Origin of the sequence: Methylorubrum sp. Q1, from assembly GCF_004683995.1 — a bacterium.
GTDB lineage: Bacteria > Pseudomonadota > Alphaproteobacteria > Rhizobiales > Beijerinckiaceae > Methylobacterium.
Genome location: NZ_SRHQ01000003.1, coordinates 164165 through 177419, shown reverse-complemented (window position 1 = coordinate 177419; position 13255 = coordinate 164165). Strand labels below are relative to the sequence as shown.

13 protein-coding genes and 2 pseudogenes are annotated in these 13255 nt (G+C 66.5%); 10 read left to right on the top strand and 5 right to left on the bottom strand.

All coding sequences use genetic code 11. The features are described 5' to 3' along the window. Positions 1 to 137: 137 nt before the first annotated feature. Complete coding sequence (locus E4V01_RS04435) at positions 138 to 2018, bottom strand: methanol/ethanol family PQQ-dependent dehydrogenase (protein ID WP_060771388.1); 1881 nt, start codon at positions 2016 to 2018, stop codon at positions 138 to 140. 370 nt (positions 2019 to 2388) lie between these two features. Here E4V01_RS04435 and E4V01_RS04430 point away from each other — a divergent pair, with 370 nt between their 5' ends. After that, positions 2389 to 3294 (top strand): serine protease, encoded by a 906-nt coding sequence (locus E4V01_RS04430; RefSeq protein WP_135297521.1) that lies wholly within the window; start codon positions 2389 to 2391, stop codon positions 3292 to 3294. Between the two features lie 197 nt (positions 3295 to 3491). Next, a complete protein-coding gene (locus E4V01_RS25555; RefSeq protein WP_060771390.1) occupies positions 3492 to 3665 on the top strand; it encodes a hypothetical protein in 174 nt (57 codons plus the stop codon). 30 nt (positions 3666 to 3695) lie between these two features. Here the strand turns inward: E4V01_RS25555 and E4V01_RS04425 are convergent, their stop codons facing one another. Then, complete coding sequence (locus E4V01_RS04425; protein ID WP_135297520.1) at positions 3696 to 4430, bottom strand: DUF4336 domain-containing protein; 735 nt, start codon at positions 4428 to 4430, stop codon at positions 3696 to 3698. Between the two features lie 330 nt (positions 4431 to 4760). On the opposite strand from E4V01_RS04425, the gene E4V01_RS04420 reads away from it, so the two are divergent. The 3 genes and pseudogenes from E4V01_RS04420 to E4V01_RS04410 all read left to right on the top strand — a co-directional run bounded on the left by E4V01_RS04420 (position 4761) and on the right by E4V01_RS04410 (position 5812). Continuing rightward, positions 4761 to 5096, top strand: a complete 336-nt coding sequence (locus tag E4V01_RS04420) for a hypothetical protein (protein WP_135297519.1) — start codon at positions 4761 to 4763, stop codon at positions 5094 to 5096. 11 nt (positions 5097 to 5107) lie between these two features. Further along, positions 5108 to 5636, top strand: a pseudogene (locus E4V01_RS04415) (DUF2243 domain-containing protein). Next, a complete protein-coding gene (locus tag E4V01_RS04410) occupies positions 5633 to 5812 on the top strand; it encodes a hypothetical protein (RefSeq protein WP_060771393.1) in 180 nt (59 codons plus the stop codon). Before E4V01_RS04415 ends, E4V01_RS04410 begins: the two are co-directional and overlap by 4 nt. Positions 5813 to 5857: 45 nt before the next feature. On the opposite strand, the gene E4V01_RS04405 is transcribed toward E4V01_RS04410, so the two are convergent. Continuing rightward, a complete protein-coding gene (locus E4V01_RS04405; protein WP_135297518.1) occupies positions 5858 to 6664 on the bottom strand; it encodes a glycosyltransferase family 2 protein in 807 nt (268 codons plus the stop codon). Positions 6665 to 7206: 542 nt separating this feature from the next. Between E4V01_RS04405 and glmU the strand changes: the two genes are divergently transcribed. The 4 genes and pseudogenes from glmU to E4V01_RS26090 all read left to right on the top strand — a co-directional run bounded on the left by glmU (position 7207) and on the right by E4V01_RS26090 (position 11419). After that, a complete protein-coding gene (gene glmU, locus E4V01_RS04400; RefSeq protein ID WP_135297517.1) occupies positions 7207 to 8592 on the top strand; it encodes a bifunctional UDP-N-acetylglucosamine diphosphorylase/glucosamine-1-phosphate N-acetyltransferase GlmU in 1386 nt (461 codons plus the stop codon). 285 nt (positions 8593 to 8877) lie between these two features. Continuing rightward, positions 8878 to 10704: a glutamine--fructose-6-phosphate transaminase (isomerizing) gene (glmS, locus tag E4V01_RS04395; protein WP_135297516.1), complete on the top strand. Its 1827-nt coding sequence runs from the start codon at positions 8878 to 8880 to the stop codon at positions 10702 to 10704. A gap of 71 nt (positions 10705 to 10775) precedes the next feature. Continuing rightward, positions 10776 to 11066, top strand: a pseudogene (locus E4V01_RS26095) (exonuclease domain-containing protein); the annotation flags it as partial. A 95-nt stretch (positions 11067 to 11161) separates the two neighbouring features. Beyond that, positions 11162 to 11419: a hypothetical protein gene (locus E4V01_RS26090; protein ID WP_245517423.1), complete on the top strand. Its 258-nt coding sequence runs from the start codon at positions 11162 to 11164 to the stop codon at positions 11417 to 11419. Positions 11420 to 11442: 23 nt separating this feature from the next. On the opposite strand, the gene E4V01_RS04385 is transcribed toward E4V01_RS26090, so the two are convergent. Then, positions 11443 to 11877, bottom strand: coding sequence for a heme-binding protein (locus E4V01_RS04385; protein ID WP_060771398.1), 435 nt, complete (start codon positions 11875 to 11877; stop codon positions 11443 to 11445). A gap of 167 nt (positions 11878 to 12044) precedes the next feature. On the opposite strand from E4V01_RS04385, the gene E4V01_RS04380 reads away from it, so the two are divergent. Then, positions 12045 to 12890: a DUF502 domain-containing protein gene (locus tag E4V01_RS04380; RefSeq protein ID WP_060771399.1), complete on the top strand. Its 846-nt coding sequence runs from the start codon at positions 12045 to 12047 to the stop codon at positions 12888 to 12890. A gap of 21 nt (positions 12891 to 12911) precedes the next feature. Here E4V01_RS04380 and E4V01_RS04375 read toward each other — a convergent pair whose 3' ends face one another. Continuing rightward, positions 12912 to 13238 carry a hypothetical protein gene (locus tag E4V01_RS04375; RefSeq protein ID WP_135297515.1) on the bottom strand — a complete coding sequence of 109 codons (327 nt, stop codon included), beginning with the start codon at positions 13236 to 13238 and terminating at the stop codon, positions 12912 to 12914. Positions 13239 to 13255 lie beyond the last annotated feature (17 nt).

The window sequence follows — 13255 nt, the reverse complement described above, 5'->3', positions numbered from 1 at the left end:
GGGTCTGCGGAGAGGGACATGAGGTGGCGCGGACCGTCACGGGCCGTTCGTGCCCGCGCCATCTCGGCCCCGTCCCCCCCCGGCGAGCGGGAGAGGGACGGTTCGAATCTGCCGTCAGGCAGTTCCTGCTTCAGACCTTACTTGGCGGCCGACTTCCACTCGCCGACGTTCGGATCGTCGTAGGGGCCCTTGCCGTCGAGCGAGAACACCACCACGCCGCCGCCCATCTGGGTGTAGTTGGCGAGCTTCTTGAAGGCACCCACCGCGCCGAGACCGGCGGTCGGGTCGGCGAGGTCGAACACGAGGCCGACACCCGGCCAGCCGCCGACGCCGTAGTAGATGGCGACGTACTGCGTGTCCTTATGGGTGTAGGTCATCGGGTAGCCGATGGCGCCGGACGGGATCTTGAACTTCCAGAGAAGGTCACCCGTGTCGGAGTCGCGCGCCTTCAGGTAGCCGTCGAGGGTGCCGTAGAAGACGAGGTCGCCCGCGGTGGCCATGGTGCCGCCCCACACGGCGAAGCGCTCCATCTTCTCCCACTTATAGTCGCCGGTGATCGCGTTGTACGCCTTGATCTGGCCGAGACCTTCGTAGTTCTGACGGTCGCCCTTCGGGCCCGGATACATGTTCAGCGTCGCACCGACGAAGAACTGACCCGCACGATAGGGAAGCATGAAGGGCTCCCAATCCATGCAGATGTGGTTGATGCCCATGAAGAACAGTTCACGCTTCGGATCGTACGAGTCGTGACCCTGGTTGTGGTAGCCCATCGCCGAGGGGCAGATGTCCTTGGCGAGGTGGTCCATCCGGGTGCCGTATTCGGGATCGCGCACCGGCTGGCCGGTCTTGAGATCCACCGACTTGAACACGTTGACCGTGTCGTCGAGCTTGTTCGCCGAGACGAGCGCGCCGTCGGTCCGGTCGAGCGTGTAGACGATGCCGTTGCGGTCCGGGTGGGTCAGCAGCTTGCGAGCCTTGCCGTCCTTGTCCTTCTGCTCGGAGAGCATCATGACGTTGACGCCGGCGTAGTCCCACTCGTCGTGCGGGGTCTTCTGGTAGCCGAACTTGGCTTCACCCGTATCGGCGTCGCGGCCGAAGATCGTCATCGTCCACTTGTTGTCGCCCGGACGCATGGTCTCGTTCCACGGCGCCGGGTTGCCGGTGCCGAAGTAGATCAGGTTCGTGCCCGGATCGTAGGCGTACCAGCCCCAGTTGGTGCCGCCGCCGATCTTCCAGGCGTCGCCTTCCCAGGTGCCGGTGCCGAGGCCTTTCTGGCCGTAATGGGGGTTCTTGATGTTGAAGTCGGAGGCCAGCAGCAGGTCCTTGTCCGGACCCGTGGCGTAGGCGCGCCACACCTGCTCGCCGGTCTTCACGTCGTAGGCGGTCAGGTAGCCGCGCACGCCGAGCTCGGCGCCCGAGGAACCGATGATGACCTTGTCCTTCACGACGTAGGGGGCGATCGTGAGCGTCGAGCCGACCTTGATGTCGGAATTCTCGACCTTCCACACCGTCTCGCCGGTCTCGGCGTTGAGGGCGGCCACGTTGCCGTCGAGCTGGGTCTTGAGGATCAGCGCGGGGGTCTTGCCGTCGCCGGGCCAGTAGGCGAGGCCGCGGTTGACGAGGTCGCAGCAGGCGACGGCGCGGGCGGCCGGGTTCTGCTTCGGCTTGTCCTGCCACAGGATCGTGCCCGGATCGTCGAGACCGAGGGCGAAGGTGTTGTTCGGGAACGAGGTGTGGATGTACATCTTGCCGTCGACGACGAGCGGCGCACCCTCGTGGCCGTTCAGCAGGCCGGTCGAGAACGTCCAAGCCGGCCGAAGCTGCTTCACGTTGCTCTTGTTGATCTGCTTCAGGTCGCTGAAGTTGTTCGAATCGTAGTTCTTGCCGGGCATCACCCAGTTGTCGTCGCTCTTCGACAGCTCGACCAGCTTATCGTTGGCGTAGGCCCCGCTCGACAGCGCGGCCGGCGCGAGCGCCAGCATCGCCAAGGCCGAGACTGATGTCACAAACCTGCTCATCCTGCGTCTCCTCGCTGAACCGCCTCGCCTTTCGGCCTCGCGGTATCTCTCAGACGTTTTTCTGAGGTTCCAGGATCGCTCGGAAGTCCTCCGAAGTGCCACATCGTGAATCTAAGGATATTCTTAGATTTGAGCGGTCTTATGAAAGACTTATTAGCGTCCCTTCGCCTATATTTTCTAGGCTTTGATTGGACGCGATGTCTTTAGCTGGTCGGACATTTCTTATCAGGAAGATAAGGCAATTATAAAAGTGCCAAGGCGTAGTGTCGCAACGTGTTGGCATCGTCTTGACCGGGGCCGGAACCCATCGCACCGTTGTGCTCAACGGGCCCTCGCGAAGCGGCCCGACCGAGCGGGAGGCTTGTCGGCCATGGCGCAGGGGCAGCGCGCGCGGGGCGGTCTAGCGGTATGCGGGCTCCTCGCCCTCGTGGTTTGGGCCGGGGGCGGCACCGCACGCGGCACCGCACTTGGAGACGATGCGCCGCACCCGCCGCCCGATGCCGCCGCACCGGCTCAAGCGCGCGAGCGGGACATCACCGAAACGGCCGCGCTCTATCCCCAGGACGGGCGCCGCGAGCTGACGAGCAGCGACCGCGCCCGCTATCCCGGCGCGGGCGTCCTGTGGTGCCGCCGTTCGGACGGCGTGCCGCAGAAGGCGGCCGCCGCGTGGCTGATCGGCACGCCTTCGCTCGTGATGCTGAACGCACACAACTTCCGCAACCGGCAGCTCGAAACGACGCGGCAGGTCGGCGACTGCTACTTCCAGATCGGCGGCCGCAATTACGATTTCGTCGCCGAGAGCCTGCACCTCGGCGTCGCCGCGGACGCGACGCGCCTCCACATCACCGACGATTGGGCGCTGCTCCGCCTCGCGCAGCCGGCCGAGACGCAGCGCCAGCCGATGCCCGATGCGCCCCCCGATCTCTCCACAGGGGACCTGTCGCTCGCGGTGACCCTGGTCGCCCCCGGCGGTCACCAGAACTACCGGGGCGACAGCAGCCTGGAGACCTGCACGGTGCGCCGGATCGACCCGCCGACGGAAGGCGGTATCCGGCGGGCCCGCCACGATTGCAACGACGGCTACGGCGGCTCGGGTTCGGGCCTCTTCGACGAGGCGGGGCGGCTGGTCGCCATGCAGAGCGCCTCGCTCTCCATGAACTCCCGGCACGCCTTCGACATCGAGTTCCATTACGGTTCCGCCCTGCTCATCGAGGGCGCCTTGCTCGACGCTCTGCGCCGGGCGCAGCGGGAGGACACGCCGCCGCCGGCGCCGTGAGCCGCGACGAGCCGCGACGAGCCGCGACCCTTGCCGGCGCTCGGGCGTGAAGGATTCCCGTAGGCGAGCCCGGCCTCGCTCGCTCGATCTGGTGAGACAGGATGCGCCTGGAACACCCTCCGAGAACCCCGGTTGCCCCGACTCAAACCGACACACCGGGAGACGACCTTCGCAGGTCGAAGCATCTGAAGACGGATATGCCGAGCGATGCCGACCTGAAGGGCAATCCGGGCATCGGGCAGTCGAAGGGGCTGACCGGAACCGACCCGGAGGCGATCGAGGGGGATTCCACCTTCGAGGGCGATGTCGAGAACGAGACCGCGCCGGAGGGCGGGGTCGATCCCGATCACCGCGGGCGCACGAACGCCTGAGCGATCGGCGGGGCAGCGGTTCGGCCCGCCTCAGTCGAGCAACCAGCGGAGGGAGCGGCGCAGTTCGGCTGTGCCGTTCCGGTCGAACCAAGCGCCGTGGCTGAACACCACCCGCTCCGGCGACAGGGCGACGAGCCGGGCCGCGGCACGGGCCGCGTCGCGCTTGCGCAGGCGCACCACCAGCCTGAGATAGATCGGCGCCCGTCCATCGGGCGCGGTCGCACCGGCGATCCGCAGGAGCGGGCGCAGCAGGGGCGGGAGCTTATCCGGTTCCAAGTTCAGCACGAGGTCGGTCAGGATCAGCGTCGCCGAGGCGGCGTGGAAGAAGGCGACTTCGCGAAAGCCGAAGCCGCCGGGCACCACGACTTGCGACAGGTCGTCGGCCCATTCGGGCGGAGCCGTGTCGCCGAGATCCCGATCGAGCCGCACGCCCGCCTGACGGACCTGTCGGCGCTCGCGCAGGTTCGGGGCGGCCCAGGTCAAGGCCTGCGGGCAATGCCGCTGCCATTCCTTCAGATAGCTCCAGTGCCCGACATTGGGAGCGACGAGGTGGCGGATCGACCCGAGCGCTTCGATCTCGCGGTGCAGGCGCGCGTCGTAGCGGGTCGGCGAGTGCAGCCACAGGCCGCCGTCTGCGAGCCGCACCACGGTCATGCGCACGGGCAGCGGCAGGCCGGCAGCGTGAATCGGGCCGCTGTCCACGATCCAGAGCCCGAAGGCCACGGGCTTGAGCCTGTCGAGGGGCGGATAGGTGGGATCACTCACGGCATCGGGTCCGGAATCGAGGGGGTTTGCCGAGGGCCGATCATGGAGCCGCCGCTCGGCAGCCGCGTGACAGGAGCATCGAGACGGCGGCACGGGACATCAACGGCACGGTGACGGACCCTGAGATCGCAAATGCCGGGTCGCCCTGGCGACCGATAGACCTCCAACCGGAGCGCGCGCGCTCGGTTTCCGAATGGATGTCCCGCGGCCGTCGTTTCTGTCCTGTCGCGGTGCGGAAACAACGCTTTCGCGCCAGCCTTCCCGTGACGATCCTTCCCGCACGGCCGGAACGCTTGCCGGCTCCCGTCCCACCTCGCACGGGAGAAGGCCATGGCGCCGCAGATCCCGATCAGCCGCGAGGCCCGCGCCGACGATCCGCGGGCCGATGCCGAGCGCGACGACGGCACCCATGAGATCGCGCCCGACCTCGCCGATCGCCGCCTCGTTCTGGCCAACGTCGTGTTCGTCGGCTCCGTGCGCAGCCTCGCGGCGCTGAAGCCCGAACGGGTGGTGACGGGCCACGGATGCGCCCTGCACGGGCCGGAGCTGCGCCACGGCCTCGATGCGCTGGCGCAAGACTTCGAGCACGTCGCCGTGCCGGATCAGGGCCGCTACGTCGAGACGCCGGCGCGGGCCGAGGACGTCTCCGCCTACCGTTCACCGTGAGGCCGGTGGCGATGCGCGATCAAGCGAGCGCTCCCGCGCCGACGGAGGGGGCCGACTTCCCGGTCGCGGCGGGCGTGCTGTTCGGGCTCGGCCTCGGCGGCTTCTTCGACGGCATCGTGCTGCATCAGGGGCTGCAATGGCACCACATGGTCAGTTCCCGGTACCCGATCACCTCGATCGAAAACCTCGAACTCAACACGCTCTGGGACGGGATTTTCCACAGCGTGACCTACGTCTTCGTCGTGGTCGGGTTGTTCATCCTGTGGCGCCGGGCGCGGGGGGCGGCATCTCAGCTGGTCGAACCGGGCGCTGGCCGGCAGCCTTCTCGTCGGCTGGGGGCTGTTCAACCTCGTCGAAGGTCTGGTCGACCACCAGTGGCTCGGCGTGCGCCACGTCAACGAGCAGGTGGACCGGGCACACTGGCTGGCCTGGGATCTCGGCTTCCTCGCCTGGGGCCTCGCTATTCTGTTGGGCGGCGTCTGGCTGCTGCGGACGGGGCGCCGGCAGGCCGGGGCGGCTCCCGCCGCGCTGTGGCGATGAGGCGGGCGGGAGAGGGCGGCCTGCGGCGGGAAACGAATGCCCGACGGCGGGCGTGGCCCCGGCTCGTCTTCGCCGCAGGCCTCGGCCTTGCGACGATGCCGGCTTGGCGCGTTCCGGTGTTCGGCATCCGGGTGAGCGCGGAGGATCTGCTTCAGATCCGCGGCCTGCCGTGGTGAGAACCCCCACGGGCCGGCGCCGCTCTCATGACACCCAACCGTATTTTACGACATGTAGAACTTCATCAAAGACAGATATTGAAGGGCGCTGTCATCGCGGACGTCGTTTTTATCGTGCGCGCGCCACATTTCTTCGAATCTTTCCTGGGATTTATTGATCTTATCATCGTTGATTCCGAAATATCCGCGCGTTGCCTTCTTCTTGTACTGCTCAAGAGAGCGGACATGGTAGTGGTTGATTCTCAGTTTTTGATGTGATGGCGTCATGTCGTCATAAAATCCATGCGGCGGGCGATCATGAAGAGCCGCTTTGGTTTCATCTACGAACGCGCCATCCAGCTTGAACGTATGCGATCCGAAAGGGTAGAATACCTTGGACGGTTTAACGATCGACTTCACATGTCTGTTCATGATGTAGTTGTCATCAGCCCGGTGAAGCATGGTTTCGATGACGGTCCCCTCCGGCTTCGTCTGATGCCCAGACGATCCGTAGATGTGCCAATAAACCCCGATGCCGGAGACATCTTCGTAGTCGCATAAAATATTCCTGATATCGCCGCCCTGGCTGGGGAACAGAAATTCGTCGGCATCGATGAAAGCAATCCAGCGAAACTGGTCGCCAAATATTTTAATCGCATCGATCTCGAAATCGATCGGGTCGCCCGATCGACGATGCAGATATGTTACCGAAGCGGCATCGCGAAATTTTTTGACGACGGAGCGCGAATTGTCTGAGCTTCCATTATCTGTGATAATGAGATGCTCAAATCCGACTGCTCGGTGGAATGCCATCCATTCGAGAATAAGGTCGTCTTCGTTTTTGATATGCACATATGCCGCAGCGTATTTCATTTTTGCTCCTTTGAAGATGTTTGATATAAAATATAAATTTCAATATATCTATCGGTCTATTTAATAATGAAAAGGTAAATTGCTTAAATCATCCTGTAGGTTGGCATTTTACTGTTATGATTACACGAATAATTTCCTTTTACACTATCGATTTTACCTTTGTGGCACCTTGCGATACTCTAAGATGATTTTTCTACGAAAATTAATTTTGGGTTGTAAAAGAGTCAAGGTTCTCTTGCTATCGTGCTGCGCATCCAATCGGCCGGGCGTTCCCGCCGGATAGGTGACTTGGGCGCGGCCCATTCCCGCTCCTCCGGCACCGGCGTGCGAGCGCTGGTTGCAAGGGTGACCTCGGCGGTCGGACCCATTTCCCTGACTTCGAATCTCGCCGATCCCCGTCGCTCTTCGCGCCGGCGCCCCGATCGGTTAAATGGGCCGTTTACTCGGTGCCTTTCACGGGGGCCGCCGCGACGTTCCGCTGGAGGCGAGGGCGGCGGCTGGGTGATTCGTGAAGCACTCTCGACGGCAGAGAGCGGATTTCGATGACGGCAGGCGCGAACCACGGGGCGGAGAGCGGCTTCACCGCGATCGTGCTAGCGGCCGGCAAGGGCGTACGGATGCGCTCCGGCCGGCCCAAAGTGCTTCACGCGCTGGCCAACCGCTCGATGCTCGGCCACGTGCTCGCCGCGGTGCAGGAGGCGGGCGCCGCCCGCCTCGCCGTGGTGGTCGAGCCGGACCGCGAGGATATCGTCCGCGAGATCGAGCGGCTGGCGCCTGGCGCCAGCGTCCATCTGCAGGCCGAGCGCCTCGGCACCGCGCACGCGGTGCTCGCCGCCCGCGCGGCGCTGGAGGTGGGGCAGGACGTGCTCGTGGCCTTCGGCGACACACCGCTCGTCACGGCCGAGACGTTTGCCCGGCTGCGTGCCCCCCTGCATGAGGGTGCAGCGGTGGCGGTGCTGGCCTTCGAGGCCGCCGACCCCACCGGCTACGGACGCGTGCTGACGGAAGGGGACCGTGTCTTGGCGATCCGCGAGGAGAAGGACGCCTCGCAGGACGAGCGCCAGGTCAATTTGTCGAATGCCGGGTTGATGGCGCTCTCCGGCGCCCATGCCCTCGACCTCCTGGAGCGGATCGGCAACGACAACGCCAACCGGGAATACTACCTCACCGACGCGGTGGCGCTCGCCGCCGGCGACGGCCTCTCCGTCGCCGTGGTGCCCGTGGCCGAGGCGGAGGCGCAGGGCGTCAACGACCGGGTGCAGCTCAGCCAGGCCGAGGCCACGATCCAGGCGCGCCTGCGCCGGGCGGCCCAACTCGGCGGGGCGACGCTGATCGCGCCCGAGACGGTGTTCCTCAGTGTCGACACGGTTCTCGGCCGCGACGTCGTCGTCGAGCCGCACTGCGTGTTCGGCCCCGGCGTCGTCGTCGGCGATGGCTGCACCATCCGCGCCTTCTCGCACCTGCACGATGCCCGGCTGATGGAGGGCGCCGATATCGGTCCGCATGTGCGTCTGCGCGGCGGCGCGGTACTGGGGGCGGGCGTCCATCTCGGCAACTTCGTCGAGATCAAGAACGCGACCCTGCATGCGGGCGCCAAGGCCTCGCACCTCACCTATCTCGGTGACGCCGAGGTCGGAGCGGGCGCCAATATCGGCGCGGGCACCATCACCTGCAATTACGACGGCGTGTCGAAGCACCGCACGCTCATCGGCGAGGGCGCCTTCATCGGCTCGAACTCGGCGCTGGTTGCGCCGGTCAGCATCGGCGCGGGGGCACTGGTCGGGGCCGGCTCGGTCATCACCCGCGACGTGCCGGCGGATGCGCTTGCCGTCGCGCGGGGGCGGCAGGTCACCCGCGAAGGGGCGGCCAAGACCCTCCGCCAGACCCTGAAAGCCGCCAAGGCGGCCCGCGAGGCGAAGAAGAGCTAGGGCGCCTTCCGACGAAGTGGTCACCGTTTCGTCGGAAGAAGGCGCGAAAACATGGAGCTCGAGACGCCGGCCTGATGCAATCAGGTCGGACACGGCTCCGGCAGCCGAGCCGAACGGCGTCCCACGGCCGGGAGCTAGCCTTCTCGCGCCGCGATCCGTACAAGCCCTTCCATCCGCGCCAAGCTCAAGGTCGGGCTCCTCTTGCACCGCAGGAAGCCTCGCCTCGGGCGGACATCCCATCATGGAATGTGACGGCGCCTCTGATCAACGGCTTCAGGATCGGCCATGTGCGGAATCGTCGGCATCGTCGGGCGTGAGTCGGTCGCGGACGCGTTGGTCGAGGCGCTGCGGCGGCTCGAATATCGCGGCTACGATTCGGCCGGTGTCGCCACCCTGGAGCACGGCCGGCTCGACCGCCGCCGGGCCGAGGGCAAGCTCGCGAACCTGCAGCTCAAGCTGGTCCAGTCGCCGCTTCCGGGCGCGATCGGCATCGGCCATACCCGCTGGGCCACGCATGGACGCCCCAACGAGACCAACGCCCACCCGCACGCCACCGAGCGGCTGGCGGTGGTCCATAACGGCATCATCGAGAATTTCCGCGAGTTGAAGAGCGAACTCGAAGCGGCGGGCGCGCGCTTCGAGAGCGAGACCGACACCGAGGTGGTGGCGCAACTCGTCAGCCACCTGATGGAGCAGGGGCTCGGGCCTGTGGCTGCCGTCGAGGCGGCGCTGCCGCGCCTGCACGGCGCCTTCGCCCTGGCCTTCCTGTTTTCGGGCGAGGACGGTTTCCTGATCGGCGCCCGCCACGGCGCGCCGCTGGCCATCGGCTTCGGGCAGGGCGAGACCTATCTCGGATCGGACGCGCTGGCGCTCGCGCCCTTCACCGATCAGATCACCTATCTCGAAGAGGGCGACTGGGCGATCCTGACCCGCGACGGCGCCGAGATTCGCGACATCTCCGGTGCCGCGGTGCGTCGGCCGCGCCAAAGAATCGCGACGCAGGCCTTCCTCGTCGACAAGGGCAATCACCGCCACTTCATGGCGAAGGAGATCCACGAGCAGCCGGAGGTCGTCGGTCGCACGCTGGCCCACTACATCGACATGGCGCGCGGTCGGGTCGTCCTGCAGGAGGAATTGCCCTTCGACTTCGCCCGGCTCTCGCGCCTCTCGATCACCGCCTGCGGCACGGCGTACTATGCCGGACTCGTCGCCAAATATTGGTTCGAGACCCTGGCGCGTCTGCCGGTCGAGATCGACGTCGCCTCCGAGACCCGCTACCGCGAGCCGCCGCTGGAGCGGGACGGGCTGACGCTCGTGATCTCGCAATCGGGCGAGACCGCCGATACGCTCGCCTCGCTGCGCTACGCCAAGGCGCAGGGGCAGCACACGCTGGCGGTCGTCAACGTGCCGACCTCGACCATCGCCCGGGAATCCTCGGCAGTGATGCCGACCTTCGCCGGGCCCGAGATCGGGGTCGCCTCGACCAAGGCCTTCTCCTGCCAGCTCACGGTTCTGCTCTGTCTCGCGCTGGCTGCCGGGCGCGCCCGCGGCACCCTGAGCGCGGAGCGTGAGCGCGCCGTCGTCGATGCGCTCATCACCGCCCCTGGCCTGATGGCGGAGGCAGTGAAGATGGAGGCCGAGGTCGAGGGGCTCGCCCGCGAGATCGCGAAGGCCCGCGACGTGCTCTATCTCGGCCGCGGCACGAGCTACCCGATGGCGCTCGAAGGCGCCCTGAAGCTGAAGGAAATCAGCTACATCCACGCGGAAGGCTACGCGGCGGGCGAACTCAAGCACGGGCCGATCGCCCTGATCGACGAGAGCGTGCCGGTGATCGTGATCGCGCCGCACGACGCCATCTTCGAGAAGACCGTCTCGAACATGCAGGAGGTCGCCGCCCGCGGGGGCAAGATCATCCTCATCGGCGACGCGAAGGGCGCGGCGGCCGCCGGGCTCGACACGCTCGCGACGCTGACCATGCCGGACGTGGACCCGGTGATCGCGCCGATCGTCTACGCGGTGCCGATCCAGCTCATCGCCTACCACACCGCCGTCTTCATGGGCAAAGACGTCGATCAGCCGCGCAACCTGGCGAAGTCCGTCACGGTGGAGTGACGAGAACGGGGACCGCCTTGCGGCCCCCATATGCCTGATTATGCTTCCGCCACCCGGCGGGAACTCCTTAGATGGTCGAATCAGCCCTGCCGTCCGAGGTCGTGTTCGTCGATGTCGAGACGACGGGTCTTGGAGCGGCCGATCGGGTGGTGACGCTTGCCGCGATCCACCTTGATACGGCGAGCTTGGCGGCGGGTGAGGTGATCCTCGATTATCTCCATCTCGCCTTCGATCCCCGACGGGATTGCCACCCCGGTGCGGCGGCCGTCCACGGCTATTCCGATTGGGATCTGCGGCATCAGGATCTGTTCGCGACGCACGCGGCAACGATCCAAGACTTCCTCCATCGTGCGCCCCTGATCGTTGCCCACAATGCCGCCTTCGATCTCCGCTTCATCGGGCAGGAGTTTCAGAACTGCGGCCTGCCCCCCCCCTCGCGCGGCCGCATTTCTGTACGATGCAGGCCTACCGCGACCGCGGCCATCCCGGCTCCTCGTCGCTGGACGCCGTCTGCCGGCGCATCGGCGCCGCCCGCGCCGGCGTGCGGCACGGCGCTCTGGAGGATGCGTGGCTCGCCTTGCGGGTCTATCTCTGGCTCCAAGGCGGGAAGGCAACCCTGCCAATGCCGGATGCCTTCCGGGAGCGGCCGGTGAACTGGGTCGATCCGCCGCCGCGGCCGGAAGGGCCGCTGAAGCGGCGGACGAGGAAGACCTGACCGGCCGCGCCTGGGATAAAATATCAGGTGCGCCAGGGGTGGTCGGGCAGTTCGGTGTCGCCGATCGCGCTGGCGCCGGCGAGCGCCACCGCGTCATCGTTCTCCACCGACGAGCCGCTGACGCCGATCGCGCCCGACATCTCGCCGTCCGCATCGACGATCGGGATGCCGCCGGGGAAGGTGATGAGGCCCTGGTTCGAGTGCTCGATGCCGTAGAGCGACCCGCCGGACTGCGACAGGGCGCCGATCTGGCCGGTCTTCATGCCGAAGAAGACGGCGGTCTTGGCCTTCTTCTGCGCGATGTCGATGGAGCCGACCCAGGCGCCGTCCATGCGGTGGAAGGCCTTGAGGTTGCCGCCCGAATCGACGATCGCGATGCACATCTGGGTGCCGAGTTCGACCGCCTTGGCGCGGGCCGCCTCGATCGCCTTTTCCGCCTGTTCGATGGTGACGTGCATCGCGTCTTCTCCCTAAAACTTGGCCGCAATGGGCTGTACCGAGGTAAGATTTCGCGCCGGCCGATCAAGTTGCCTCGCGCACCACCAATCCGCCCTCTGGCACCGGTTGCTCTTGAGCCGCCCGTGCGCAGCCGCTACGTCTCTGCCCCGGAGAGCCGGAGGCCGGGATGGATCCGTCCGTCCGCTCGTCCGTCTCTCGAGGTGCATGCGTGGCGCCGACCCTCTCGCCGATTCCGGATGCTCCGGAACCCGCCTCGTCCAAGACGCGCGTCAGCGCCCGGGGCCGGCTGCGGACCTACTTCCTCACCGGCGTGATCGTCGCGGGCCCGCTCGCGATCACGATCTACATCACGTGGTGGTTCATCGCCCTCATCGACGGATGGGTGAAGCCGCTGGTGCCGGTCAGCTACCTGCCGGACCATTATCTGCCCTTCTCGATCCCCGGAATCGGCCTCGTCATCGCCTTCGTCGCGGTGACGCTGCTGGGCTTTCTCACCGCCAACCTCGTCGGGCGCTCGGTGGTCGAGTTCGGCGAGGTGCTGCTTGCCCGCACGCCCGTCATCTCCGGGCTCTATCGCGGCTTGCGCCAGATCTTCGAGACGCTGTTCTCGGCCAACGGCACCTCGTTCCGCACCGTCGGACTCGTGGAGTTTCCGGTGAAGGGGACGTGGTCGGTGGTGTTCCTCTCCGCACCCGCGGCCAACGAGGTGCAGGGCGCGCTCCATGCGAAGGAGGGGGGCGAGTCCAAGGATTACGTCGGCGTGTTCCTGCCCTGCGCGCCGAACCCGACCACGGGGTTCTTCTTCTACCTGCCGCGCTCGGAAATCGTCGAGGTCGGCATCAGCGTGGACGACGCGGCCAAGCTCGTGATGTCGGCGGGCGTGATCCAACCGGAGGATCCGCGGGCAGGCCTGCAGGCCATGGCCGCCTCCTTACGGCAGGCGCAGATGCAGGAAGGCGAGGCCTCCGAAACGGAAAAGGCGCGCCGTGAACCGGCGCGCCAGGATCTGTAGAGCGTCCCGAGACCCGAGGTCTCAGTGCTGGAGCGACGCCTTCTCGACCGGCAGCGTCGGCGGGGTCGCGTCGGCGACCTGATGCGTGGCCGCAGGGCGGGCGACCGGCGAGGACCAATCGCTGGCGATCTGGACCGTTACCAGCAAGGCGAGGCCCGCACAGAACGCGTTGGCCATGATCCAGAGCCGGCGCGAGGAGTGCCGTACAGCGCTGACCAGCGCGTCCGTCGACGTCTCGTCGCGCGTCTCGCGGTCCGAGATCGGCATGAGCCAGGGTTCGACGGAAAGCGTGTCGGCTCCCCAATTCTCGGAGGAACCCGGCAGGCGTTGGAACGGTGCGATCGACATGGCGATCCTCCTTTTTT